Origin of the sequence: Escherichia sp. E4385 (assembly GCF_963883145.1) — a bacterium.
GTDB lineage: Bacteria > Pseudomonadota > Gammaproteobacteria > Enterobacterales > Enterobacteriaceae > Escherichia.
On the sequence record NZ_CAWOOJ010000002.1, the window covers coordinates 649,143 to 675,815 of the forward strand.

Annotated in this window: 24 protein-coding genes; 8 read left to right on the forward strand and 16 right to left on the reverse strand. The window is 51.5% G+C overall.

The features are described 5' to 3' along the window. Positions 1-47 precede the first annotated feature (47 nt). Both lexA and dgkA read right to left on the reverse strand, forming a co-directional pair. On the reverse strand, positions 48-656 hold the full coding sequence (gene lexA / locus AACS80_RS05560) for a transcriptional repressor LexA (RefSeq protein ID WP_064525560.1): 609 nt from the start codon (positions 654-656) through the stop codon (positions 48-50). A 109-nt stretch (positions 657-765) separates the two neighbouring features. Further along, positions 766-1,134 carry a diacylglycerol kinase gene (gene dgkA, locus AACS80_RS05565; protein ID WP_000002907.1) on the reverse strand — a complete coding sequence of 123 codons (369 nt, stop codon included), beginning with the start codon at positions 1,132-1,134 and terminating at the stop codon, positions 766-768. Between the two features lie 170 nt (positions 1,135-1,304). Here dgkA and plsB point away from each other — a divergent pair, with 170 nt between their 5' ends. Continuing rightward, complete coding sequence (gene plsB, locus AACS80_RS05570; RefSeq protein ID WP_130206092.1) at positions 1,305-3,728, forward strand: glycerol-3-phosphate 1-O-acyltransferase PlsB; 2,424 nt, start codon at positions 1,305-1,307, stop codon at positions 3,726-3,728. Between the two features lie 154 nt (positions 3,729-3,882). Here plsB and ubiA read toward each other — a convergent pair whose 3' ends face one another. The 5 genes from ubiA to malK all read right to left on the reverse strand — a co-directional run bounded on the left by ubiA (position 3,883) and on the right by malK (position 9,133). Further along, a complete protein-coding gene (gene ubiA, locus AACS80_RS05575; protein WP_130205787.1) occupies positions 3,883-4,755 on the reverse strand; it encodes a 4-hydroxybenzoate octaprenyltransferase in 873 nt (290 codons plus the stop codon). A 12-nt stretch (positions 4,756-4,767) separates the two neighbouring features. Continuing rightward, positions 4,768-5,265 (reverse strand): chorismate lyase, encoded by a 498-nt coding sequence (gene ubiC, locus AACS80_RS05580; protein WP_064525550.1) that lies wholly within the window; start codon positions 5,263-5,265, stop codon positions 4,768-4,770. 178 nt (positions 5,266-5,443) lie between these two features. Continuing rightward, on the reverse strand, positions 5,444-6,364 hold the full coding sequence (malM, locus tag AACS80_RS05585) for a maltose operon protein MalM (RefSeq protein WP_130205785.1): 921 nt from the start codon (positions 6,362-6,364) through the stop codon (positions 5,444-5,446). Between the two features lie 241 nt (positions 6,365-6,605). After that, positions 6,606-7,946, reverse strand: coding sequence for a maltoporin LamB (gene lamB, locus AACS80_RS05590; protein ID WP_130205783.1), 1,341 nt, complete (start codon positions 7,944-7,946; stop codon positions 6,606-6,608). A gap of 71 nt (positions 7,947-8,017) precedes the next feature. Beyond that, positions 8,018-9,133 (reverse strand): maltose/maltodextrin ABC transporter ATP-binding protein MalK, encoded by a 1,116-nt coding sequence (gene malK, locus AACS80_RS05595; protein WP_130205781.1) that lies wholly within the window; start codon positions 9,131-9,133, stop codon positions 8,018-8,020. Positions 9,134-9,497: 364 nt separating this feature from the next. On the opposite strand from malK, the gene malE reads away from it, so the two are divergent. The 3 genes from malE to malG all read left to right on the forward strand — a co-directional run bounded on the left by malE (position 9,498) and on the right by malG (position 13,381). Further along, on the forward strand, positions 9,498-10,688 hold the full coding sequence (malE, locus tag AACS80_RS05600) for a maltose/maltodextrin ABC transporter substrate-binding protein MalE (protein WP_130205779.1): 1,191 nt from the start codon (positions 9,498-9,500) through the stop codon (positions 10,686-10,688). Between the two features lie 244 nt (positions 10,689-10,932). After that, on the forward strand, positions 10,933-12,477 hold the full coding sequence (malF, locus tag AACS80_RS05605) for a maltose ABC transporter permease MalF (RefSeq protein WP_135410812.1): 1,545 nt from the start codon (positions 10,933-10,935) through the stop codon (positions 12,475-12,477). Between the two features lie 13 nt (positions 12,478-12,490). Next, positions 12,491-13,381, forward strand: a complete 891-nt coding sequence (gene malG / locus AACS80_RS05610; RefSeq protein ID WP_001252058.1) for a maltose ABC transporter permease MalG — start codon at positions 12,491-12,493, stop codon at positions 13,379-13,381. 94 nt (positions 13,382-13,475) lie between these two features. Here malG and psiE read toward each other — a convergent pair whose 3' ends face one another. Next, positions 13,476-13,886 carry a phosphate-starvation-inducible protein PsiE gene (gene psiE / locus AACS80_RS05615; protein ID WP_000202902.1) on the reverse strand — a complete coding sequence of 137 codons (411 nt, stop codon included), beginning with the start codon at positions 13,884-13,886 and terminating at the stop codon, positions 13,476-13,478. Between the two features lie 212 nt (positions 13,887-14,098). Here psiE and AACS80_RS05620 point away from each other — a divergent pair, with 212 nt between their 5' ends. Continuing rightward, on the forward strand, positions 14,099-14,377 hold the full coding sequence (locus AACS80_RS05620) for a hypothetical protein (RefSeq protein ID WP_024212568.1): 279 nt from the start codon (positions 14,099-14,101) through the stop codon (positions 14,375-14,377). A 46-nt stretch (positions 14,378-14,423) separates the two neighbouring features. Here the strand turns inward: AACS80_RS05620 and AACS80_RS05625 are convergent, their stop codons facing one another. From AACS80_RS05625 to pgi, 5 genes are all read right to left on the reverse strand, one after another. After that, positions 14,424-16,520 (reverse strand): YjbH domain-containing protein, encoded by a 2,097-nt coding sequence (locus AACS80_RS05625; protein ID WP_135410811.1) that lies wholly within the window; start codon positions 16,518-16,520, stop codon positions 14,424-14,426. After that, positions 16,520-17,257, reverse strand: a complete 738-nt coding sequence (locus tag AACS80_RS05630) for a capsule biosynthesis GfcC family protein (RefSeq protein ID WP_138183689.1) — start codon at positions 17,255-17,257, stop codon at positions 16,520-16,522. Before AACS80_RS05630 ends, AACS80_RS05625 begins: the two co-directional genes overlap by 1 nt. Continuing rightward, positions 17,254-17,892: a YjbF family lipoprotein gene (locus tag AACS80_RS05635; protein ID WP_135410809.1), complete on the reverse strand. Its 639-nt coding sequence runs from the start codon at positions 17,890-17,892 to the stop codon at positions 17,254-17,256. The genes AACS80_RS05630 and AACS80_RS05635 overlap by 4 nt, the downstream gene beginning before the upstream one ends. 91 nt (positions 17,893-17,983) lie before the next feature. Next, on the reverse strand, positions 17,984-18,226 hold the full coding sequence (yjbE, locus tag AACS80_RS05640; protein WP_001562435.1) for an exopolysaccharide production protein YjbE: 243 nt from the start codon (positions 18,224-18,226) through the stop codon (positions 17,984-17,986). Positions 18,227-18,580: 354 nt separating this feature from the next. Beyond that, positions 18,581-20,230, reverse strand: a complete 1,650-nt coding sequence (gene pgi, locus AACS80_RS05645) for a glucose-6-phosphate isomerase (RefSeq protein ID WP_000789986.1) — start codon at positions 20,228-20,230, stop codon at positions 18,581-18,583. 293 nt (positions 20,231-20,523) lie between these two features. On the opposite strand from pgi, the gene lysC reads away from it, so the two are divergent. Together lysC and AACS80_RS05655 are read left to right on the forward strand one after the other, a co-directional pair. Then, positions 20,524-21,873, forward strand: coding sequence for a lysine-sensitive aspartokinase 3 (gene lysC, locus AACS80_RS05650; protein ID WP_135410807.1), 1,350 nt, complete (start codon positions 20,524-20,526; stop codon positions 21,871-21,873). A 144-nt stretch (positions 21,874-22,017) separates the two neighbouring features. After that, the gene (locus AACS80_RS05655) at positions 22,018-22,947 is read left to right on the forward strand and encodes a zeta toxin family protein (protein ID WP_135410806.1); all 930 of its coding nucleotides are present in this window, start codon (positions 22,018-22,020) and stop codon (positions 22,945-22,947) included. A 32-nt stretch (positions 22,948-22,979) separates the two neighbouring features. Here AACS80_RS05655 and AACS80_RS05660 read toward each other — a convergent pair whose 3' ends face one another. Together AACS80_RS05660 and AACS80_RS05665 are read right to left on the reverse strand one after the other, a co-directional pair. Further along, positions 22,980-23,771 carry a nucleotidyltransferase domain-containing protein gene (locus AACS80_RS05660; RefSeq protein WP_135410805.1) on the reverse strand — a complete coding sequence of 264 codons (792 nt, stop codon included), beginning with the start codon at positions 23,769-23,771 and terminating at the stop codon, positions 22,980-22,982. A 5-nt stretch (positions 23,772-23,776) separates the two neighbouring features. Continuing rightward, positions 23,777-24,904, reverse strand: coding sequence for a slipin family protein (locus tag AACS80_RS05665; RefSeq protein ID WP_138183690.1), 1,128 nt, complete (start codon positions 24,902-24,904; stop codon positions 23,777-23,779). Between the two features lie 528 nt (positions 24,905-25,432). On the opposite strand from AACS80_RS05665, the gene AACS80_RS05670 reads away from it, so the two are divergent. Continuing rightward, entirely contained in the window at positions 25,433-25,705 is a 273-nt protein-coding gene (locus AACS80_RS05670; protein ID WP_001207629.1) for a DUF3811 domain-containing protein, read from the forward strand. On the opposite strand, the gene rluF is transcribed toward AACS80_RS05670, so the two are convergent. Continuing rightward, complete coding sequence (gene rluF, locus AACS80_RS05675) at positions 25,706-26,578, reverse strand: 23S rRNA pseudouridine(2604) synthase RluF (RefSeq protein WP_130218604.1); 873 nt, start codon at positions 26,576-26,578, stop codon at positions 25,706-25,708. It abuts the gene before it with no gap. Positions 26,579-26,673 lie beyond the last annotated feature (95 nt).

Here is a 26,673-nt window from a genome sequence, read left to right on the forward strand (position 1 = left end):
TAAAAACAAACCGCGATGCCAGGCGGCATCGCGGTATCAGAGATAGATTACAGCCAGTCGCCGTTGCGAATAACACCAACCGCCAGCCCTTCAATGCTGAAGCTCTGCTGACGAAGGTCAACGACAATGGGTTTAAACTCGCTATTTTCTGGCAGAAGTTCGACTTTATTACCCTGTTTTTTCAGACGCTTAACGGTAACTTCGTCATCTATACGCGCGACAACGACCTGACCATTACGCACATCCTGGGTTTTATGCACTGCCAGCAAGTCGCCGTCCATAATGCCGATATCTTTCATCGACATCCCACTGACGCGCAGCAGGAAATCAGCATTCGGTTTGAACAGGGAAGGATCGACCTGATAATGACCTTCAATATGCTGCTGCGCCAGAAGCGGTTCACCGGCAGCCACACGGCCCACCAGCGGCAACCCTTCTTCCTCTTCCTGCAACAGACGAATCCCGCGCGATGCGCCGGAAACAATTTCAATAACGCCTTTGCGTGCCAGCGCCTTCAGATGTTCTTCTGCCGCATTTGGGGAACGGAACCCCAAACGCTGCGCGATTTCCGCACGCGTCGGCGGCATACCTGTCTGGCTGATGTGATCACGGATGAGATCAAACACCTCTTGTTGCCTGGCCGTTAACGCTTTCATTCCGCCCCCTGGGTGTATATACAGTTATGCTGTGAGTATATACAGCAAAAGGTGATTTTGGAACCATAAACTACACAATAAACCAGAGATTTATCGAATTCTGGAAGGGTTATCCAAAATGCGACCATAACAGAATGCACCAGGTAATCACGGCGACGATAATGGCGATCAGCACCGCGGCAGAGCCCATATCTTTCGCCCGCCCGGAAAGCTCATGGTATTCAGAGCCAATACGGTCAACCACCGCTTCGATGGCACTATTGAGAATTTCCACAATCATCACCAGCATGACAGAACTAATAAGCAATACTCGGGTTATTGCATCCACATCCAGCCAACAGGCAATAACAACTGCCAACAATACCGCGACACCTTCCTGACGGAATGCCGCTTCGTTGATCCATGCGGCACGTAAACCTTTCCAGGAATAGCCAGCAGCTTTGATAATTCGGGTGAATCCAGTGGTATTATTGGCCATCGAAAGAACCTTTTTACATTATGAGCGTCAATATCAGTGTACCGTTGAATCCGAAGATTACGGTTAGCGTAACGTCGCGCGAAACATGAGCGGATACCACAGAATTTCCCATGACTTTCTGCTATCCTTCCCGCGCATTTGCATTATTAACCAGAGGCTTTACATCGTTTATGTCCGGCTGGCCACGAATTTACTACAAATTACTGAATTTACCATTAAGCATCCTGGTAAAAAGCAAGTCTATTCCAGCAGATCCTGCCCCGGAACTGGGACTGGATACCTCTCGTCCAATTATGTACGTTTTACCGTACAACTCAAAAGCGGATTTGCTGACGTTGCGCGCCCAGTGCCTGGCGCACGACCTGCCTGACCCATTAGAGCCGCTGGAAATAGACGGCACGTTACTACCGCGCTATGTGTTTATTCATGGCGGGCCGCGTGTTTTCACCTATTACACACCGAAAGAAGAGTCTATTAAGCTGTTCCACGACTATCTCGATCTGCACCGCAGCAACCCAAATCTGGATGTGCAGATGGTGCCGGTATCGGTGATGTTTGGTCGTGCGCCGGGGCGCGAAAAAGGTGAAGTTAACCCGCCACTGCGCATGCTCAACGGCGTACAGAAATTTTTCGCCGTGCTATGGCTCGGTCGCGACAGTTTTGTGCGCTTCTCTCCGTCAGTTTCGCTGCGCCGTATGGCGGATGAACACGGCACGGATAAAACCATCGCCCAAAAACTGGCACGCGTGGCGCGTATGCACTTTGCCCGCCAGCGTCTGGCTGCCGTAGGGCCGCGCCTGCCAGCTCGTCAGGATCTGTTTAACAAACTGCTCGCCTCCCGCGCCATTGCCAAAGCGGTAGAAGACGAAGCGCGCAGCAAAAAAATCTCCCATGAAAAAGCGCAGCAGAATGCTATTGCACTGATGGAAGAGATTGCTGCGAACTTCTCTTACGAGATGATCCGCCTGACTGACCGTATTCTGGGCTTCACCTGGAACCGACTTTATCAGGGCATCAACGTCCATAACGCCGAGCGCGTTCGCCAGTTGGCCCACGACGGTCATGAGCTGGTGTATGTGCCTTGCCACCGCAGCCACATGGACTACCTGCTGCTTTCTTACGTGCTGTATCACCAGGGGCTGGTGCCGCCGCATATCGCCGCCGGGATCAACCTGAATTTCTGGCCTGCCGGGCCGATTTTCCGCCGTCTGGGTGCGTTCTTTATTCGCCGTACGTTTAAAGGCAATAAGCTCTATTCCACGGTTTTCCGTGAGTATCTCGGCGAACTGTTCAGCCGTGGTTATTCCGTCGAGTACTTTGTGGAAGGCGGTCGTTCGCGTACAGGCCGTTTGCTGGACCCGAAAACCGGTACGCTGTCGATGACCATTCAGGCGATGCTGCGTGGCGGCACACGTCCGATTACGTTAATTCCGATCTACATCGGTTATGAGCACGTCATGGAAGTGGGTACTTACGCCAAAGAACTGCGCGGGGCAACGAAAGAGAAAGAGAGCCTGCTGCAGATGCTGCGCGGTTTAAGCAAGCTGCGTAATCTCGGTCAGGGCTATGTCAACTTCGGTGAACCAATGCCGTTGATGACCTACCTTAACCAGCACGTGCCAGACTGGCGTGAATCTATCGATCCCATCGAAGCGGTGCGTCCGGCCTGGTTAACGCCGACGGTCAATAACATTGCTGCCGATCTGATGGTACGCATTAACAACGCGGGCGCGGCTAACGCCATGAACCTGTGCTGTACTGCACTTCTGGCGTCACGTCAGCGCTCACTCACCCGCGAGCAGTTAACCGAGCAACTCAACTGCTATCTGGATTTGATGCGCAACGTGCCTTACTCCACGGACTCTACCGTTCCTTCAGCCAGTGCCAGCGAGCTTATCGATCACGCGCTGCAGATGAACAAGTTTGAAGTTGAGAAGGATACGATCGGCGACATCATCATTCTGCCGCGCGAGCAAGCAGTGCTGATGACCTACTATCGCAACAACATTGCGCATATGTTGGTGCTGCCTTCGCTGATGGCGGCAATTGTCACCCAGCATCGCCACATCTCCCGCGACGTATTGATGGAGCACGTCAATGTGCTGTATCCGATGCTGAAAGCGGAGCTGTTCCTGCGCTGGGAGCGCGACGAGTTGCCGGGCGTTATTGATGCGCTGGCGAATGAAATGCAACGCCAGGGGCTGATTACGCTGCAAGATGATGAATTGCATATCAACCCAGCGCATTCCCGCACGCTTCAGTTGCTGGCCGCAGGCGCGCGCGAAACGCTGCAACGTTATGCCATCACTTTCTGGCTGCTGAGCGCCAACCCGTCGATCAACCGCGGTACGCTGGAGAAAGAGAGCCGCACCGTGGCGCAACGTCTCTCCGTGCTGCACGGCATCAACGCGCCAGAGTTCTTCGACAAAGCAGTATTCAGTTCTCTGGTACTGACGCTGCGTGATGAAGGGTATATCAGCGACAGCGGCGACGCCGAACCGGCAGAGACGATGAAGGTCTATCAGTTGCTGGCGGAGTTGATTACGTCAGATGTACGTTTGACGATTGAGAGTGCGACGCAAAGCGAAGGGTAATCGGTGAGAGTTGCCGGATGCGGCGCAAACGCCTTATCCGGCCGACCATAATCTGCAAATTCAATAAATTGCGATTTATTGTGTAGGCCTGATAAGCGCAGCGCATCAGGCAGCCCAGAAGAAAGCCGGATGATCATCCGGCTTTTTTACATCATCAGAAATGCCAGTAACTCATTGCCAGCCCTAAAAACAGCACCAGGCCAACATAGTTATTATTCATAAATGCTTTAAAGCAGGCTTCACGCTCGCGGTTGGCAATCAGTTTTTGTTGATAAACAAACAGAGCGCCAGCCACCAGAATTGACCAGTAATATCCCCAGCCTAAGCCATTTAACTCGCCGATAATCGCCATCAGCGCCAGTACGCCAATCTGCAAAATACCGATAATCAACTTATCGTATTGGCCGAACAGAATTGCGGTGGATTTAATGCCAATCTTCACGTCATCGTCACGGTCGACCATCGCATATTGCGTGTCATAAGCCACCGCCCACAGAATATTGGCAAGGAACATCAGCCAGCAGCTTAACGGCACTGATTCACTCACAGCGGCAAAAGCCATTGGAATCGACCAACCAAACGCCGCCCCCAGCACCACTTGCGGTAAATGGGTATACCGCTTCATAAACGGGTAAACCCACGCCAGCGCCAGTCCGGCAATCGACAACAGAATGGTCATCGTGTTCAGTGTCAATACCAGTAAGAACGAAAGCAGCACCAGCACCACAAATAGCGTTCGCGCCTCTTTCTCCGTAACCGCACCGCTGGGAAGTGGTCGGTTTGCCGTGCGCTTAACATGGCCGTCAAACTTACGGTCAGCATAGTCATTCACCACGCAACCGGCGGCGCGCATCAGCCAGACGCCTGCGACAAACACCGCCAGGATCCAGAGTTGGGGAACACCCGGTGTCGCCACCCACAGCGCCCACAACGTTGGCCAGAGCAGCAGTAACGCGCCAATTGGCTTATCCGTACGCATTAAGCGGTGAAACGCCAGCAGCTTATTTTGCGTCAGGCTCCACTCCATATTTTTTTCCTCTTAGTACAACGGTGACGCCGGTAAAAATAGCTCGGTCAGCAGCAGTGGCTTACCGCTTAATCGCAGGCGGGAACGTCGCCCCCACAATCCGGCATCACGGCCTATCTCAATAAAGTCCCGGGTTAATGTCGATGATGTGAACAGATAGCGGCCTAACGGCGTTTTACCTAATTTTTGTAACGCCAGCTCGGGGCCACTTAACGTTGACACAGGAACGACGGTACGTCCGGCGAGCCAGGGTTCACCATCAGCACATAACAATATTTCTCGTAACCAGTAACGGGGCTCTTTCGGCAGCAGCGGTAATTCTTCTGGGATTTCATTCTGCTCGACAAACCCTTCGCGGATCATCGTTACGCTCACCGTTTTTCCCTGCTGTTCAAAACGTTTAGTCATGGAATCTTCCAGCAACAACCAGTCGAGCAGTTGCGGTTCCAGCGCAGGAATCTCTGCAAAATAGCGCAGCGCACGCAGTTGCGTTAACGCGGGGTGTGACATGCCGAACTCTCCGTTACATAACGTAAAGGCATTGTATCGCAGAAAAGCGATAACGGGAGATGTAAAGCATATTAAGTGATCTAATACGCAACAAAAACGCAACAATCACTGGGAGGGAGAAAAAAAGGTGCGCCCGAAGACGCACCAGTTGTTGCAAAATCAGCACTGTGGGGCGTACTTACCCCTTGCCTTTTACACTGCTGATAAAGGTGGAACGGGCAGATGTCGATCCCAGGCGTTCAGCTTCATCAAGCAGTTTTAACGCCTTATCAACATCACCTTTCGCGACAGCGTTTTTGATCGCGGTATTAAAATAACTTTCCGTGTCGTTGAGCATCGGTTCGCTTTTCTTCACCGGTGCCGGAGCGGGTGCAGCCACGGCGGGTGCCGTCGTGTTACCTACCGTAACCGGAGCTGGAGCGGAAGAACCAAATAACGGCCCCACCAACACGCTGGAGCTAGAGTTGGTTTTCACTTTCAGTTTCAGCAGGCCATCAGTGGTATGACGGGCAACCGGATCTGGAATATCTGGCACCGAGTTACCAACACCTTTGGCATAGGCTTTTGCCGGGTCGAGCAGTTGCGTCGTCTGCTGGAGATCTTTTTCCGTGGTAAAGACCAGAACATACAGTTTTTGCTGCCCCAGTGCTGGTGTCAGGCGCATCACTCCTTCCAGACGATCGGCGCTCATGACGCCAGGTTCCTGGTAAGTGAAATAACTGCTGGGGAAGAAGGCAGATGGCGTCATGTTTTGATCAAGAATCAGCACGTTCGGCGCAAATACACTGGTTTGTTTGTTCACTTCGCTGGTCAGCGTAAGGGTCAGTTCGCCAATGTTTGCCGGAACGCTGTATGCCGCAACCGGACCACTGATACCAGGAACGTTCAACCGTTGGCCGCCAGTCGCTAACTGGGTAGTCTGGGTTTTGGATTGATCGACGGGTGTCCAGGTTAATTGTTGTAGCGCGGCAGATGGAATAGCTGGTGCGTCACTGGTGTTTTGCGGTACGTAGTTGACGTCGGCGAGGCTGATTCCAGGCGCGCTCGCCAGCAACCCTGCTGATAAACAGAGGGCGATGAGACTTTTATTCATTTTCATTGTTTTCACCTCAAAATCTGGAGTTCAGCGGTAGCCAGGCAATAGCGCGCTAAACCGATAATCAGAGGGGCTTGCGCCCCTTATAGATAATGACAACGTGTTTTTATGCCGGATGCGGCGTAAACGCCTTATCCGGCCTACATTCGGCAGCTGTTGTAGGCCTGATAAGACGCGGCAGCGTCGCATCAGGCTTTGGTTGCCGGATGCGGCGCAAGCACCTTATCCGGCATACACATTGCTATTACCACCAGATTTCCATCTGGGCGCCGAAGGTCCACTCGTCGCTATCACCGCGACCGAAGCTACCACCTTCGAAGCTCGCCGGAACGGCTTTACCGTAGTTCGGGTTGGAAGAGGAACTACCGTTGTAGTCATAGCCCCATTTCTCATCCCACTTGGCGTAGGTTGCGAAGACACGAATAGCCGGGCGTGACCAGATGCTGTCGCCAGCCTGCCATTGTTGTGCGAGGGTAATTTTGTACTGATTGTTCTTGTCGCCAGTGCGCTGGGATTCGACGTTGTCGTAGCCGATCTCCATCAAGGTACTCATGATTGGCGTCCACTTGTACATCGGGCGAATACCGACGGTCCACCACTTGGTGCCGTTATCGTTATCCCAGTTGATATCCTGATACATACCCACGTACATCATGTCCCAGTTGTCGCCCATCGAGATCGCACCGTGATCAAGAATACGCAGCATGTGACCGTTGTTGTTGATGTTGTAGGCAAAGTGTTCGTTATCAAACGCGACGCCAGAGCCCTGCGACAGACCTTTACCCTGCGAGGTCATCGAGTCAGTTGCGTACTGAACAACAAACTTGTTGAAGCCCTTCAGGATGCTCTGAGTATGTTCAGCAGTGAATAACCAACCGTCTTTCGATGCGCCATCAACCAGACGATAGTTATCACGCAGGTTAGCGCGACCGTAGTCGACACCCAGTTCTAACGTACCGCCTGGGTTGATTTCCATCTGCGCTAAACGCACGTCGAAGACATCGTTCGCAGTTTCGTTGGTGTAGTCATAGATATTGTTGCTGGCGAACGAGGAAGAACCACCTGCTTCAGAAGAGCGGGTTGCAGCCAGAGAGAGCTTACCGAAGCCAACATCGATGTTTTCCAGACCGGCACCAGGACCAGAAATATCCCAGTAGTAGAAGTCGATCATATGAACGTCATGACGTTGATAGAAACGCTTACCCGCCCAGATGGTGGAACCAGGCAGCCATTCAATCAGGTTTTTACCCTGCACGTTCGCTTCACGGAAGGCCGGATCAGTGGCTTCCCAGTCATTCTGTTGCGCGACGGAATAGGCCACGTTAGTGTCGAAATAGAAGCTCTTATCGCCCTCTTTCCACACTTCCTGACCCAATTTTAATTCAGCATAAGTTTCACATTCGTTGCCAAGACGGTATTTACTTTGAGCACCAGTGGTCTGGAAACACTGTTGTTCACCGCCACTCCCTGTCCAGCCGATACCGGAACGAGCGTAACCGTGGAAATCCACAGCCATTGCCTGAGCAGACATTACGCCCGCTGCGACGGCAACCGCCAGAGGAAGTTTGCGCAGAGTAATCATCATTCTATCTCCTGAGTCATTGCTTTTCTTTTTTCACATCACCTGTCACAGGTTTTGTGTCTTTTGTTGGGTGCTTAAACGCCCGGCTCCTGATGCAGTCGACGACATGCAGTGCCATCCTCACGGAACAGATGGCAACGCTCTGGCGGCAGGCCGATAGCGAATGTGGCACCTTCTTCTACCAACACCACGTCAGACTGGCGGTACACCAGGTTTTGACGAATGGAAGGGATCTGGATATGAATTTGGGTTTCGTTGCCGAGTTGCTCGACGACCTGAACTTCACCTTCAAGGATGACGTCGGCGATATCACTTGGCAGTAGATGTTCCGGGCGAATGCCCAGTGACATGTTGGCTCCGACCTGAACGTTGTGGCTTTCAACAGGAAGCCAGACTTGCTGGAGGTTTGGCATCGGCAGCTCAACCTGGACTTGATCGATTGCAACGGCGGTCACTTTTACCGGCAGGAAGTTCATTTTCGGCGAACCAATAAAACCTGCGACAAAGCGGTCTGCCGGATAGTGATACAGTTCGAGGGGTTTCCCGACCTGCGCCACGCGCCCGGCATCCAGCACCACGATTTTATCGGCCAGCGTCATCGCTTCGACCTGATCGTGGGTGACGTAAATCATCGTGCGGCCCAGACGTTTATGCAGGCGGGAGATTTCGATACGCATCTGCACACGCAGCGCAGCGTCAAGGTTGGATAGCGGTTCATCAAGTAAAAACACGCTTGGCTCTGCCACCAGAGTACGACCAATCGCCACTCGCTGACGCTGCCCGCCAGAGAGTGCCTTCGGTTTGCGATCAAGCAAGTGCGCCAGTTGCAGTACTTCCGCCACCTGGTTAACGCGCTGGTTGATCACCTCTTTCTTCGCGCCCGCCAGTTTCAGGCCAAAGGACATGTTTTCTGCCACTGACAGATGGGGATAGAGCGCATAGGACTGGAACACCATGCCGACGCCGCGTTCGGCTGGCGGGGTATCGTTCATTCGTTTCTCACCGATGAACAGGTCGCCGCTGGTGATCGTCTCAAGACCGGCAATCATGCGCAGTAACGTTGATTTACCGCAGCCAGATGGCCCGACAAACACCACGAACTCACCTTCGTGGATCTCGAGGTTGATATCTTTCGATACCACCACATCCCCCCAGGCCTTCGTTACATTTTGCAGCTGTACGCTCGCCATGCCCTTCTCCCTTCGTTACAACCTGTCATCGACAGCAACATTCATGATGCGGTGACTATGCTTGATCGACAGATAGCTTAAATCCTCCACCCCCAGGCTTTTTTATGGGGGAGGAGGCGGGAGGATGAGAAGGTGGTGTCTGCGTACTAATCCGAAGGAAAGTAAGGAAATTCGTGATGTTGCTTGCAAAAAACATGGCGATTTTGTGTGCGCCCTCCCGCAATACTGCCGTTTCTGCGACATGGATCACACAAAACGAAGGTGGGGCGTAGGGGCAAGGAGGATGGAAAGAGGTTGCCGTATAAAGAAACTAGAGTCCGTTTAGGCGTTTTCACAAGCACTTCACCAACAAGGACCAGAGATTATGAAAATAAAAACAGGTGCACGCATCCTCGCATTATCTGTTTTAACGACGATGATGTTTTCCGCCTCGGCTCTCGCCAAAATCGAAGAAGGTAAGCTGGTAATCTGGATCAACGGCGATAAAGGCTACAACGGCCTTGCTGAAGTCGGTAAGAAATTCGAGAAAGATACCGGAATTAAAGTCACCGTTGAGCATCCGGATAAGCTGGAAGAGAAATTCCCCCAGGTTGCGGCAACTGGCGATGGTCCGGACATCATCTTCTGGGCGCACGACCGCTTTGGCGGCTATGCCCAGTCTGGTCTGTTAGCTGAAATCTCTCCGGACAAAGCGCTCCAGGACAAGATTTATCCATTCACCTGGGATGCCGTGCGTTTTAACGGCAAACTCATTGCTTACCCGGTTGCCGTTGAAGCGTTATCGCTGATTTATAACAAAGATCTGCTGCCGAACCCGCCAAAAACCTGGGAAGAGATCCCGGCGCTGGATAAAGAACTGAAAGCGAAAGGTAAGAGCGCGCTGATGTTCAACCTGCAAGAACCGTACTTTACCTGGCCGCTGATTGCTGCCGACGGTGGTTATGCGTTCAAGTATGAAAACGACAAATACAACGTGAAAGACGTTGGCGTGGATAACGCTGGCGCGAAAGCGGGTCTGACCTTCCTGGTTGATCTGATTAAAAACAAACACATGAATGCGGATACTGACTACTCCATTGCAGAGGCAGCCTTTAACAAAGGTGAAACTGCGATGACCATTAATGGTCCGTGGGCATGGTCTAACATCGACACCAGCAAAGTGAACTACGGTGTGACGATGCTGCCAACCTTCAAGGGACAACCGTCCAAACCGTTCGTTGGCGTGCTGAGCGCAGGCATTAACGCGGCCAGTCCGAACAAAGAGCTGGCGAAAGAGTTCCTCGAAAACTACCTGCTGACCGACGAAGGTCTGGAAGCGGTGAATAAAGACAAACCGCTGGGTGCCGTGGCGCTGAAGTCTTACCAGGATCAGCTGGCGAAAGATCAACGCATCGCCGCCACCATGGATAACGCCAAGAACGGTGAAATCATGCCGAACATCCCGCAGATGTCCGCCTTCTGGTATGCCGTGCGTACCGCAGTAATCAACGCAGCCAGTGGTCGTCAGACCGTTGATGCCGCGCTAAAAGATGCACAGGGTCGTATCACTAAGTAATGCCTGAAATGCCGGATGCGGCGTAAACGCCTTATCCGGCCTATGAAGCCGAAACGTATGTAGGCCTGATAAGACGCGTCAGCGACGCATCAGGCAGTTGTTGCCGGATGCGGCGTAAACGCCTTATCCGGCCTACGAAAACGAAACGTATGTAGGCCTGATAAGACGCGTCAGCGTCGCATCAGGCAGTTGTTGCCGGATGCGGCGTAAACGCCTTATCTGTCCTGGAATGAGGAAGAACCCCATGGATGTCATTAAAAAGAAACATTGGTGGCAAAGCGACGCGCTGAAATGGTCAGTGTTAGGTCTGCTCGGCCTGCTGGTGGGTTACCTTGTTGTTTTAATGTACGCACAAGGGGAATACCTGTTCGCCATTACCACGCTAATTTTGAGCTCAGCGGGGCTCTATATTTTCGCCAATCGTAAAGCCTACGCCTGGCGCTATGTCTACCCGGGAATGGCCGGGATGGGGCTATTCGTCCTCTTCCCTCTGGTCTGCACCATCGCCATCGCCTTCACCAACTACAGCAGCACCAACCAGCTTACCTTTGAACGCGCTCAGGAAGTTCTGTTGGACCGCGCCTGGCAGGCAGGGAAAACCTATAACTTTGGTCTTTATCCCGCGGGTGATGAGTGGCAACTGGCGCTCACCGACGGCGAAACCGGCAAAAATTATCTCTCCGACGCCTTTAAATTTGGCGGCGAGCAAAAACTGCAACTGAAAGAAAGCGCCACGCAGCCTGAAGGCGAGCGTGCGAATCTGCGCGTGATTACCCAGAATCGTCAAGCCCTGAGCGACATTACCGCCATTCTGCCGGATGGCAACAAAGTGATGATGAGCTCCCTGCGCCAGTTCTCCGGCACTCAGCCGCTGTACACATTAGGCGATGACGGTACGCTGACCAATAACCAGAGTGGCGTAAAATATCGTCCAAACGACCAGATTGGTTTTTACCAGTCCATCACTGCTGACGGCAACTGGGGTGACGAAAAACTCAGCCCGGGTTATACCGTGACTACTGGCTGGAAAAACTTTACCCGAGTCTTCACCGACGAAGGGATCCAAAAACCGTTCCTTGCAATTTTCGTCTGGACCGTAGTGTTCTCACTTATCACCGTCTTTTTAACGGTGGCGGTCGGCATGGTGCTGGCGTGTCTGGTGCAGTGGGAAGCGTTGCGCGGCAAAGCTGTCTATCGCGTCCTGCTGATTCTGCCCTACGCGGTGCCATCGTTTATTTCAATTTTGATTTTCAAAGGGTTGTTCAACCAGAGCTTTGGTGAAATCAACATGATGTTGAGCGCGCTGTTTGGTGTGAAGCCCGCCTGGTTCAGCGATCCAACCACCGCCAGAACGATGCTGATTATCGTCAACACCTGGCTGGGTTATCCGTACATGATGATCCTCTGCATGGGCTTGCTGAAAGCGATTCCGGACGATCTGTATGAGGCCTCAGCGATGGATGGCGCAGGTCCGTTCCAGAACTTCTTCAAGATTACGCTGCCGCTGCTGATTAAGCCGCTCACACCGCTAATGATCGCCAGCTTCGCCTTTAACTTTAATAACTTCGTGCTGATTCAACTGTTAACCAACGGCGGCCCGGATCGTCTTGGCACGACCACGCCAGCCGGTTATACCGACCTGCTCGTTAACTACACCTACCGTATCGCCTTTGAAGGCGGCGGGGGTCAGGACTTCGGTCTGGCGGCGGCGATTGCCACGCTGATCTTCCTGCTGGTCGGTGCGCTGGCGATTGTGAACCTGAAAGCCACGCGAATGAAGTTTGATTAAGGGAGATAACAAAATGGCAATGGTCCAACCGAAATCGCAAAAAGCACGTTTGTTTATTACTCACCTGCTACTACTACTTTTTATCGCGGCAATTATGTTCCCGCTGCTGATGGTCGTCGCCATCTCGCTGCGCCAGGGGAACTTCGCGACCGGTAGCCTGATCCCGGAGCAAATCTCGTGGGATCACTGGAAACTGGCGTTAGGTTTTAGCGTTGAACAGGCGGATGGCCGCATTACGCCACCGCCATTCCCGGTACTGCTGTGGCTGTGGAACTCGGTAAAGGTCGCCGGTATTTCCGCGATTGGTATTGTGGCGCTCTCCACCACCTGCGCTTATGCCTTCGCCCGTATGCGCTTCCCTGGCAAAGCGACGCTGCTGAAAGGGATGCTGATTTTCCAGATGTTCCCGGCAGTACTCTCACTGGTGGCGTTGTATGCGTTGTTTGATCGTCTGGGTGAGTACATTCCGTTCATCGGCCTGAATACTCACGGCGGCGTGATCTTCGCGTACCTGGGGGGGATTGCGCTGCACGTCTGGACGATTAAAGGCTATTTCGAAACCATCGACAGTTCGCTGGAAGAAGCAGCGGCGCTGGATGGTGCGACGCCGTGGCAGGCCTTCCGCCTCGTCCTGTTGCCATTATCTGTACCGATTCTGGCGGTGGTGTTCATCCTGTCGTTTATCGCTGCCATTACCGAAGTTCCGGTCGCGTCGTTGTTACTGCGTGACGTGAACAGTTACACCCTGGCCGTGGGTATGCAGCAATACCTCAACCCGCAAAACTACCTGTGGGGCGACTTTGCTGCCGCTGCCGTGATGTCTGCATTACCCATCACCATCGTCTTCTTGCTGGCTCAACGCTGGCTGGTTAACGGCCTGACGGCAGGTGGTGTGAAAGGTTAAAGATGTTGTTCTGCCAATGTTATGCCGCTAGACCCTCAACTTACGTTATCCTAACTTGTGACTGTTATTCGGCGCTCTTCGGAGCGCCTCTTTTTTACTCCCGCTTCAGCCGTTTCGAATTACATAACCACAGGGTGATCACCAGCAACAAGATCGCTGCCGAGTAGATCAACACATCCAGTGGCGATTTATGATCGACGATGATCAAGCGCACAATGGCGGTGATCCCGATATAGACAAAGTAACGCAGCGGGAAGTGAAAACCGGACTGAAAGTACTTCACAATCAGCGCGATAAATTCGAAATAGAGAAAGTAAACCACCAGTCCTTCCACCAGCTCATATTTGCTGGTTTGTTCTGGCGCGAACAGCACATCAGCCAGATGCACCGTTTCTTTGCCGAGGAAGACAACCAAAATCAGGCCGAGACACAGCAGGCCCAGATTGAGTACGGTCTGCAAAATGGTGGAGATAAACTCCACGCGCGGACGAGAGAGTGACGTCATAGCAGTACCTCCTTCACAGTGGCGAGCTTCCTGTATAACGTAAAAATGTGACGGAGATCTATATTTTTTGTGTATGTTTTGTTCAACCTGGATTTGGGGGGCGCATCCGGCAAGGCAAACCGCACCAAAGCCGGTAATGCAAAAATCACCCATTCAGGTGATTCTCAGCAACCAGTAATGCGCGAAAAATCGACAATGTTCCTCTGGAACAAATGAAACGTAACCTGATAAAGGTGGTAAAAATGAAGCCTTATTTTGCTGCTTTGTTGTTATCAGTCTCTGTTCTTCCTGCTTATGCCGGTCCGCTCGGTACTGCTGATAAAGCCGACCTACCGCAAAGCAATGTCTCCAGCCCAATGATGGCCCAGTCGCTCAGGCAACCAGACCTGCAACCCATATCGACGGACAGGAAGACAGAATGTTTTCGCCTTTACACACCAGATCGCAAACCGGGGGTGAACTGCGTTCCTGATGGCTCAACAGGCCATTAAGAATGAGGGTGCCAGTGATTGCGAAAACTGGCACCTTTCCCATGACTTAGCGGAAATTCACGCTACGGTCGCTGGTCATATCATACAACTGGAACTTACGCCCAAGTTGCTGACCCCCGTCGCGCGTCAGCGGCGTCCAGCCAATTGCCGCACGGCTACGTGTCGGGCCAGACGAGAAGAGATCCAGCGGTACAGAGACATACACACCTTTGGTGAAGTCCCCTTCGCCGTACTCCTCTTTCGAAACATTAGTGATCGTGGCATAGCCACCCACCACCACGCCGCTATCAAAGCGTTTGGCGATCTCCAGCGTGCCGCCTTTATCCCCTGCCAGATACTGCCCGACACTCGCTTTCACCAACACGTCCTGGGCGAAAGATGGCGTCCAGTACGCGGTCAGATGTCCGGTTTTCACACTGTAATCGGTGAATTTCATCATATCTTTTGCGCTACGCCAGTCGCGCTGTTTAACGTAGTTGGCATCCAGACCAAACGCCCAGTTGCTGTCCAGGGGGCGATACAACACCTCTGCCCCCACACCGCCAAACATGGTTTCGAGATAGCCGCCGTAGACCTGACCGTAGAAGCCGTTGCCCAGATGCTGGAAGTAGTTGGCTTGCAGGTTATTCACATAGACATCGTTCTGCACATACTCGCGCACATGGGTACGAACACGCGGTAAGTGTGAGTCCTGCGGTGGATTGGTGTAGTTAAACTTGTCGTAATTGTTGGCAAGGTTAGCAAACAGGCTACCGGTGGTGAGCAGATGGTCCGTCAGCCACAAATCCGCCGTTCCCATCACGCCCAGCTGATACATGTAAAAGTTTTCCGGGCCACCGACCGACTGGTTCAGCACCGGATCGATATGGAAATCAAAGCGCGATTTGTCGATATACCAGCCCTGCTCGGTGGACTTCGGAACCACTGGCTCGACGCGTTTTTGCGCCAGCTTCGTTTCGTGGCCCAGCGGCTCTCCGGCGAGATGATTTTTCAAGCTGGCGACATCGGTTTCCGTCGTCACCTGCGGCATGTTAAGGCGATTTTCCGTAACGCGGATCGTCTTGATCCCCTCCGGCAGATCGTTCATCACGATCCGATTAGCACGAATGATCCCTTCGCGCGAATCACGATACTTCACCTGCTCGCCAGTAACATACAGTGTATCGCCTTTCGCCTGGATCTGCGGATCGGCCAGTCCGGCGTTGTATTTCAACAGCGTTAACTGATTCGCCACCACCGAATGCTGCAAAATGGCATCCTGCGGCTGCGGTTGATATTGCGGGCGGGCGTTATCGTTGTAAGACGGGCGCAGATCGTTAAAGTTGGTGCGCAACGTAACGCCAAACATAAAGGTGTTGCCACGTTCATAGCTAAGGTTAACGTCGGCCCAATCGGTAACGCGATAAATCGCCCCGACGTTAAACTTACTTTTTTGCTCCAGCTTCCCGGCAAAATCCTGCTGATAATTATTGCCTTCATACTCCAGTTTCAGGCGCAGCGGCTGCCAGGGCGTCTGGTATTCCACGCCGCCAAACAGTGAGGCCGGGCCGTGGAACATCTGGCTGCCGTCGATAGATCCCGCCTGTTTGTAGCTGTTATCGCGATAGCAATATTTATCACTGGCTGAACAGAGCGGATTTTTCACGTTACCGCTGGTACCCAGATATCCCCAGCCCAGACCGAGCGTAAAATCGAACGGCCCCCAAGCTTTGCTGGCGACAAGATATTCTGCATCGAACAGCCCCGTACCGCCGATATCCCGCGCGCCAACCGCCACTTGCGGCATCCAGTAACTCTCTTCCCACAAACGCAGTTTGAGATCGAAGGCTTTATCTTTATACGTTTGATCACCAGAGAACGCTTCGACGCTGCTGTACTGCCGGGTGCGCACGTCGGTGTAGCGCAGCGTTGTTTCCAGCCACGGGAAGAGTTGCACGGAAGCTGAGTAATAACGGTACTGATCGTTATCGCGATAGTTCAGGCTCAACTCCCCTTCCCGCGCCATGCGGGCGGTGGGCGTTTGTAATAATCCTACGCCACCGAAATCCGATTGCGACGGACCAATGGGCGCAGGATATGTTTCGCCGTAGCAAGCTGTGCTAATGCCCAGCGCCAGTAAGCTAAGCAGATGTCTTTTTTTCATTATTGGGGTATCCGCTGCGTCAGAGTCTGAAGAATGTCGGCGTTAAGGGCATCAGGTGTCTCACTCCAGACGGAGTCCGCGAGGCCAACATAAATAATGCTGCCGGGCATTGGCTCTACGTGACGCTTGTTCCAGTAAGCCACCGGCGCTTTTTGCGTGCGTCCGTCCGGGTAAACCACCCACGCGTAGCTGCGATCCGCACCGCTAAGCAGACTTTGCCCGGAGAGATAGCTCGCCACGTCGCGACCGGGAGTGAATGGCTGATTGCCAGGACGGCTGATAAGCCCGAACAATGTGACCGTGGACGGCGGTGGTCCGACCCACAGCGTGTAGTTGCCCTGCAACGGCGGGTTACCACGTTCGGCAACGCGGACGATATCGGGATCAAGTTTGATTTTTTGCCTGCCCGTCACTTTCAACGCCTGAATTTGCTGGCGTAAGGCGTTAATGGCGGCGGCATCGTCGGCGCTGGAATCTGCAGCCAGTTCTGCCAGCCGTGTCAGCAACGCCTGCTGCTGACGCAATGCTGCCGCCGTTGCCAGCTCTTCGCTAATCACTGCACCGGGCCACCAGCTGTTTGCCAGTCGAGATTGGCCTACCAGATCGATTAAATGCTCTGCACCCGTCAGCGTTTTGGCCTCACTGCTGCCATTGCTGAATACCTTGACGGTTCCCGCCGCGAAGACCGATGACGCCCCCACACTCAAAAGCAACGCGACAATAGTTTTTTTAATCATTGTTTTGCCGCCTTGATGAGAGTGGTTTTCACCGGGAAATAATCCGCGCCGAGATACTGTTCCGACTGGCGAATTTGCTCTTCGCTATCGATCCAGTAGCGGTTATGCCAGCGCGCCTGGTCGGTGGAGACTTCTTCGTCCAGCACGCGAACCGGGGTTTCATCGCTGCCGACTTTGACGGTATCGGTGCCATCCCATTTGAAGACTGAGCGTGCGGTGGCGTAGCGTACCTGCTGGTACTCGGTCCAGCCCATCGTGCGCGTCCAGGTTGCACCATCAACAATTTGTGCGGGTTTAATCAGCGGGTCGGCGGCAAGGTTATTCACTTCAATCAGGTTGTCGCCGCCAAGCAAAGTCTTCACCAGACGACCATGTTGTGTGACAAGAGTGGCCTGATCCTGAGTAACCCATTTTTGTTGTCCGTCTTCAGCGAAGGCCAAAACGACAAATAATTGTGGACCGCCATTTAGCCGCATGTACTGGCTGGCGTAGGGCATATTTTGAATATCATCGTCCGTCAGCTGTACGCCTGGCGTACCGAACAGACTGTCCCACAGTGAATTGCCCAGCTCTTTAGTCGTGGCTGAACAGGCCTGTAATAACAAGCAGATAAGAATGAGTGCAGGTCGCTTCACGACTCTTCTCCAGAGGGGCAGAATAACCACACCGGAGTGTGGTTATGGTTAATCCCCGTCATACTGAATTATTTTGGGGATACATACGTTATTACTGGGTACTGGTGGTCGTGGTTGTGGTGGTCCCGGTATTAGAACCATCACCGCCACCGCTTGCCGCGAGCGCGACACCCACCGCCGAGCTTACGGTGCTGACGCTGGTCGCGGAGGAACTACCCGCTGAAACCGACGTTGCTGCCGACCCTGCCGCTTCGCCCACCTGTACAGGTGCAGCCCACGCAGAAGTCGCCGCAAGCGCAGATATGGCAAAAATGCCATACAGAACTTTTTTCATAACAATTTCCCTTCATTGAATGAATGGAGATTTACCCAAAAACATTTCGGGCGGGATCGAGTATACACAACTAAAGCATGCGAATTACGGCGCGGGGAATTAGTGAAGGTGTTTTAGGACAATTGGAATGAATATCAAATATAAGCTTTAACTTATATATAAATAAGATTAAAAATCATGAATTTAAAATAAATTAAAAAGTGATTAACCTGCGTATTTTCCGAAATCATTACAGACTAAAAATCTATTTTAGGATTAACCTCACGATATGATTTTCGTTAAATCTCCGACAAGGGGATTTATCTGATAAAACAATGCCGACTTTAAGTCGGCATTGTTATTAAGGTTTTTAAATTAACCACGCCACGCTTTATAGCGGTTAATCAGACCATTGGTCGAGCTATCGTGGCTGCTGATTTCTTTATCATCTTTCAGCTCTGGCAGAATACGGTTCGCCAGCTGTTTACCCAGCTCCACGCCCCACTGGTCGAAGGTGAAGATGTTCAGGATCACGCCCTGAGTAAAGATTTTGTGCTCATACAGCGCAATCAACGCACCCAGGCTGAACGGAGTGATTTCACGCAGCAGGATGGAGTTGGTCGGGCGGTTACCTTCGAACACTTTGAACGGCACCACGTAGTCAAGCGTTGCCGGATCTTTACCCTGATCGCGATATTCCTGCTCAACCACTTCACGGGATTTACCAAACGCCAGAGCCTCGGTCTGAGCGAAGAAGTTAGACAGCAGTTTCTGGTGATGATCAGAGAGTGGGTTATGGGTGATAGCCGGAGCGATGAAATCGCACGGTACCATTTTGGTTCCCTGGTGGATCAGCTGGTAGAACGCATGCTGACCGTTAGTGCCTGGTTCACCCCAGATAATCGGGCCAGTCTGGTAATCCACCACGTTACCGTTACGGTCAACATACTTACCGTTGGATTCCATATTGCCCTGCTGGAAGTACGCCGCGAAACGGTGCATATACTGGTCGTACGGCAGAATCGCTTCAGTTTCCGCGCCAAAGAAATTGTTGTACCAGATGCCAATCAGCGCCAGCAGTACAGGCAGGTTTTTCTCGGCAGGCGTAGTGGAGAAATGCTTGTCCATCGCGTGTGCGCCAGAAAGCAGTTCAACGAAATTATCAAAGCCGATAGAGAGAACAATCGACAGACCAATCGCTGACCACAGGGAGTAACGACCGCCGACCCAGTCCCAGAACTCGAACATGTTGGCGGTATCAATACCAAACTCGCCAACGGCTTTGGCATTGGTGGAGAGCGCCGCAAAGTGTTTCGCAACGTGTTTTTCATCACCTGCCGCTTTCAGGAACCAGTCACGCGCGCTATGGGCGTTGGTCATGGTTTCCTGAGTAGTGAAGGTTTTAGATGCTACCAGGAACAGCGTGGTTTCCGGGTTTACTTTTTTCAGCACTTCCGCGATGTGAGTGCCATCAACGTTAGAAACAAAGTGCATGTTCAGGTGGTTTTTGTAAGGGCGCAGTGCTTCGGTCACCATGTACGGGCCGAGGTCAGAACCGCCGATCCCAATGTTCACCACGTCAGTGATTGCTTTGCCGGTATAGCCTTTCCACTCACCAGAAATAATCGCTTCTGAGAAGGTTTTCATCTTCTCCAGCACCGCGTTGACTTCCGGCATAACATCTTTGCCATCAACCAGAATCGGCGTATTGCTACGGTTACGCAGCGCTACGTGCAGCACGGCACGGTTTTCGGTGCGGTTGATCTTCTCACCAGAGAACATCGACTTAATCGCGCCCGCCAGATCGCACTCTTTCGCCAGATCTTGTAATTTCGCCAGCGTTTCTTCGGTGATGCGGTTTTTGGAGTAATCCACCAGCATCTGATCGTCGAAGGTTGCGGAGAACTTAGAAAAACGATCGCCGTCTTTAGCAAAAAGATCGGCGATCGTAACGTCTTTCATTTCATCGAAGTGTTTCTGTAGTGCCTGCCAGGCCGCGGTCTGCGTTGGATTGATGTTTTTCATTAGCAATACTCTTCTGATATTGAGAATTGTGACTGTGGAAGATTGTAGCGCCAGTCACAGAAAAATGTGATGGTTTTAGTGCCGTTAGCTCAGCTAACCACTGAAGAGGATAAAAAGTGTAGACGTTATAAGCACAATTTCTGACCACGCCCGCTGCATGAATAATCCGCATAATCCCGGCGTTGACACACTCCCCTACACCTTTTATTTATAAATACGGTCTGCGCCTGCACCGGTTTCTGTTTTGCCTTTGTGCCAAGGTCGCTTCTTTCATTCCCTGACACGAGGTTGTTATGCCCGATATTGTTGTCTCCAAATTTGGTGGTACTAGCGTGGCTGATTTCGACGCCATGAACCGCAGCGCCGACATTGTGCTTTCTGATGTGAATGTGCGTTTAGTTGTGCTTTCTGCTTCTGCGGGCATTACCAATCTGTTGGTTGCACTGGCTGAAGGTCTGGAACCGGTTGAGCGTTTCGAAAAACTCGATGCCATTCGCAATATTCAGTTCGCCATTCTGGAGCGCCTGCGTTACCCGAACGTCATCCGTGAAGAGATTGAACGTTTGCTGGAGAACATTACCGTCCTGGCCGAAGCTGCTGCACTGGCAACCTCTCCAGCGCTAACTGATGAACTGGTCAGCCACGGCGAACTGATGTCTACCCTACTGTTTGTGGAGATTCTGCGTGAGCGCAATGTTCAGGCCCAGTGGTTTGATGTGCGTAAAGTGATGCGCACAAACGATCGCTTTGGCCGCGCGGAGCCAGATATTGCTGCGCTGGCGGAACTGTCTGCGCTGCAACTAACCCCACGTCTCAGCGAAGGTTTAGTCATCACCCAGGGCTTTATTGGCAGTGAAAGTAAAGGGCGAACCACAACGCTTGGTCGCGGCGGTAGTGACTACACGGCGGCACTATTGGCAGAAGCGTTAAACGCTGCTCGCGTCGATATCTGGACAGATGTGCCGGGGATTTATACTACCGACCCGCGCGTCGTGCCTGATGCCAAACGAATTGATGAAATCGCCTTTGAAGAAGCAGCTGAAATGGCAACCTTTGGTGCCAAAGTACTTCATCCGGCAACCTTACTGCCTGCAGTTCGCAGCGATATCCCGGTGTTTGTCGGTTCAAGCAAAGATCCGCGTGCTGGCGGTACTTTGGTGTGTAATAAAACCGAGAATCCGCCGTTGTTTCGTGCGCTGGCTCTGCGTCGCAAACAAACGCTATTAACCCTGCATAGCCTGAATATGCTGCATTCTCGCGGCTTCCTCGCGGAGGTTTTCGGCATTCTCGCACGGCATAATATTTCGGTGGATTTAATTACTACGTCAGAAGTGAGTGTGGCGTTAACCCTCGACACTACCGGTTCAACGTCAACTGGCGATACATTGCTGACACAATCGCTGCTGATGGAGCTTTCAGCCCTGTGCCGGGTAGAAGTGGAAGAAGGCCTGGCGCTGGTGGCTCTGATTGGTAACGACCTGTCAAAAGCCTGTGGTGTTGGCAAAGAGGTGTTTGGCGTACTTGAACCGTTCAACATTCGCATGATTTGCTACGGCGCTTCCAGTCATAACCTGTGCTTCCTGGTGCCAGGCGAAGATGCCGAGAAAGTTGTGCAGAAGCTGCATTTTAATTTGTTTGAGTAATATTTCCCTACTGGCGTATAACGCTCACCAATTGTTATACGCCATCCTCACTGGAAACATAGATTAAATAATATCTGAAAAGCAAAATCACGCCTGTAGAACAGTATTATAATCACCGAAAAATATCATTTAACAGGAGTGTTAATGGCTACTTTAATGGAAAAAGATGCACTATTAAACGGCACCAGTCAGTGCATCGCGTTTTTATCAAATATCGTCGACAGTTGTTTTTCCTCGCAAGTTCAGGACTCAGACGATGAGCTATCACAATTAGTCAGTTATCGCGACAATCTTTATTCTACTCCAGCAGAACTTGTTGATTTTACACAGGGAAAGTTACGCCTTCAGCAGGTCAGAAAAAAGTATCAGCGTGAATTTAACAATACTACGCATTCAGAAAATAAAGCATCTTTTGATTCTATTTGGCAGCGTCTGACAAACCATGACGTCACATCCCAGCAGAGTCCCATTGGTTTTGTTTTAGGTGGACAACCAGGAGTCGGAAAATCCGCCCTAATCGAATTAGCAAAAAGGGAAACAAAGAATAATATAATGATTATTAATGGTGATGATTTCAGATTTCTACACCCTAATTTTAATTATATATATCAAACTTATGGCGACGATTTTGTTACCCATACGGCAAAATTTTCCGGCGAAACGGTCGAACGTGCAATAGAGAGGGCCATAGCCAATAAACTCAATATTGTTGTCGAAGGAACATTTCGTAATGCCGCTACGCCGCTACAAACATTAAAAAAACTCAAAGATGCAGGCTACCGAACAGAAGTCATGATAAAAACCACCTCAGCGGCATTAAGCTGGGAAAGCACCAACGAACGGTATAATAAGGACAAAGAGTCGGGAAATATCGCCCGCAAAGTGGATAAAAATCACCATGATATCGTCACCGATTTGCTGGCAGAAAATGCCAGCAAGGTGTTTGCTTCAAACCTGGCAGATAAGTTTGCGGTGTATTCGCGTGAGAAGATGATATTTAGTTCACAAGCGGCAACCAATTGCGATATTGCAACGCTTATACAAAATGAAATCAGCGGAAGTGCACAAGAATAATAAAAGCTGATGACCTGAAATAACGCCGGGCATCACGCCCGGCGCATTACCGTCTGGTACAGTAAGCTATCCAGTTTCTTAACGTCCCCTTCTCTACTATCCGGTAACACAGGCGGAATTTCCCCACGCGCCAGTTCCGCATGGATAAACGCATGTAGCAATGGACGGCGTGGGCCATATTCCGCTTCACCCGCACGCTGTTTACGTTCCAGTAATTCATCTATTTCTGCGCGTAAGGCCGCATCCAACTCACTTCCCGCCAGCAATTCGGAAAAACGCATTGGCGGTACGCCTTTTCCCGCTTCAACCCAACGCACGGCCAGCAACGGACGCAGCACGTAAAAGTATTTTTTCAGTCGAACTTCATCGCCCTGTAAATATCCGCGGAAGTTTTTCTGCGCCATCGAATAGTAATGCCAGCGCGCACGCAACGGAGAAAACCACGTTGGGACCATTGCCTTAAGCGCCGTTATCGTCTCTTCATCTTGCTGATAGACCACCGGTGAATCCAGCCATTCAATTAGCGTGGGATTCGCACCTTTCAGCAATCCCAGCGCTTTGCGCCATTCCCAACCGGAAACATCTAACTCGTCGTCGATGGGCAGTTCGATAACATCGCGTGGTGACTCTACCCGCAGATACCATTCCAGCGGATGGACATACAAAAACCGCACATCGTAATCGCTGTCGAGCGAGGCAAATCCCCAGCCGCGACTCCCCGATTCACAGGCGTACAGCACTTTCACGCCATAGCGACGTTCAATTTCCTTTAACTGCTGTGATACCCGTTCGCGCATCGCAGCACTGACTCCATTTAATGGCATTTGACTCATCCTTTGATATTAACTAACCCGTGCAGCACCTGGTCCAGACCGCCAAATACAGAGATGTTATCGATCCGTTCAGCCACTCTCTCCAGTGTTTCCAGCTCTTTTAAACGCAACGCCACCGGGTTGTTTTCCATGACTTTGGCGGTATTCAGCAACGAACGCGTGGCGGCGGTTTCTTCACGCCGACGAATCACATTGGCCTGCGCGGATTTCTCCACCTCTACCAGTTGCGCAAGAATATTTTTCATATCGCCAGGCAGGACGATATCTTTTACTCCTAACGAAGCGATCTCCATACCGAACGGCTTCATGCGTAGTTTCACCTGCTCGCTAACAACGTCATCAATGACCTGTTTATCTTCCAGCAGTTCATCCAGTGTGCGCGTACCTACCGCTTCACGCAGGGCAAATTGTAATTCCCGATACAAATGATCAATCGGCTTCGTTAACTGACTAAATGCCAGCAACACATCGCTATAGCGCCAGTTAGCGGCGAGATTAATCCGCAGATTGACCTTATCTTTCGTTAAGATTTCTTGCCCGCTGACTTCCAGTACCTGCAAACGGGTGTCGACAACTTCAGCTTCAACCAGATGATTTATTTTCCAGTACGCAGTCAGCCCCGGCGGTAACAGCGCCTGCGTTTCACCATCGATTTTCAGCACGCCTACGTGCCAGGCCGGAACCTGCACCGTCAGTATCGCATCGCGCCCTTTAACAGCCCCTTTACGCCGTGGCTGCAATACCGCATTCATCACGTCCGTTTGTACCTGGACTTGCTGCGTATTCATCCGTACCAGCGTCAAATCATCCTCTACGCGCCAGTACAAACGGCGCGTTGATGGCGGCAGAATTTCCAGCAAAATACCGTCCATATACAACGCCCCGGCTTCAGTCTCCGACAAATCTGCCACCACGCAATATCTTTCCACCCAATCAGGCTGAAAGCGGCGCAAATAATCCGCCAGCACGTCGGGAACTTCGCTACCATCCAGCGTAATCAGCAACACTTCCGGCGTATTTAACCAGGGTAAAATATGCTCGCCTGCATGCAGCACTTTGTAGTAATCGCCGTTTCTGGAGAGTAATGCCAGTTGATCTTTTCTTACGCTTATTTTTTTAATCATTATCTATTCCTTGCTTAATAGCCGTCGCGGAAGCAGACACGAAGCGACAGGGGAATTCCCTTTTGCCTGTTACCCGGCATCTTTATCGGCGACGTTATCGGGGACCGCAGACTGCGCAATCCCTCATTTTTTATTTAATAAGTTACAACCAGTATTCATTTCAGGAATGAATGTGGGAATCGAACCCGTAATTGGCGTCAAAGGCTGACGGAACACGCCCGGAAAACAGCCTGGCCGTTCCTGGTGTGCCGACGGGGTTTAACCCCCTTTGTAATTCAGTATCAACGCAAAAGTGTTATTGCGAGAAGCGTGCCAGAAGTGATAAAAAATTTTAATTACATGAAAAATAAAGATTTAATAAATCATTGTTGTTTGTAGGGGGAGATTTTTTCGCTAAATTTGTATCTGTATTTATCGTCAATTATCAAGAAAGATAAATATTTAAGAAGAGAACAAAGGAATATTATCAGTTCTGCTTGCAAATAAATTCCCGTACACTGAACTATCCGATTAACAGAGGGCACCATCATGGCACTCCCCCGTATTACTCAAAAAGAGATGACTGAGCGTGAACAGCGCGAACTGAAGACGCTGCTGGATCGCGCGCGTATTGCACATGGTCGCGTGCTGACCAACGCCGAAACCAACAGCATTAAGAAAGAGTACATCGATAAATTAATGGTTGAGCGTGAGGCTGAAGCGAAAAAAGCCCGCCAGTTGAAGAAAAAGCAGGCTTATAAACCGGATCCTGAAGCGTCATTCAGTTGGTCGGCAAATACGTCGACGCGCGGCAAACGCTGATTAACGACCTTTTTTCTTCCGCCCCGGCGAGGCGAAACGCTTGCCGTTTGATGCCGGGCGGCCACCTTTCTCCGCCGTTTTTTCTACCTTCACTACCGGGCGTTTGATGCCTGCCGTTTTCGGTTTGGCCTTCGCTTTGGGCTTCGCCTCGGAAGAGGAATTTTCAATGAGCTTAAAGAGATCGATAAGCTCGTCGTCGGTTAAATCGCGCCATTCTCCCAGCGGAATGCCGCTTAAGCTGACGTTCATAATGCGCGTACGTTCCAGCTTTTTCACTTCGTAGCCAAAGTGCTCGCACATGCGACGGATCTGACGGTTCAGCCCCTGCACCAGGGTAATGCGGAAGACAAACGGCGCTTCTTTTTTGACTTTGCACTTTTTAGTCACTGTCCCGAGGATTGGCACCCCCGCACTCATGCCGCGAATAAACTCCTCGGTAATCGGTTTATCGACCGTCACCAGATATTCTTTCTCATGATCGTTACCCGCGCGGAGGATCTTATTCACCAGATCGCCGTGGTTGGTGAGGAAAATCAGCCCCTGGGAATCTTTATCCAGGCGACCAATCGGGAACACGCGTTTGCTGTGGTTAACGAAATCGACAATGTTATCGCGCTCGCCATCTTCGGTGGTGCTGACAATACCGACGGGCTTGTTCAGGGCGATAAGAACCAAATCTTCGGCTTCCCGTGGCTCAATCAACTGACCGTTTACTTTTACAACGTCGCCGGGTTTCACCTGATCGCCAATGGTGGCACGCTTGCCATTAAGGAACACATTGCCTTGCTCGATGTAGCGATCCGCTTCGCGGCGTGAGCAAATTCCGCTTTCGCTGATGTATTTATTTAAACGGACTGATGAGTCGGGCAGCATAAATTCTCCTGTAAAACGCGGAATATACCGTACCTCTTAGCGGGGAAAAACAGGGTTATGCGGCAACGTCGAAATTAAATGTGATCTGCCGCGCC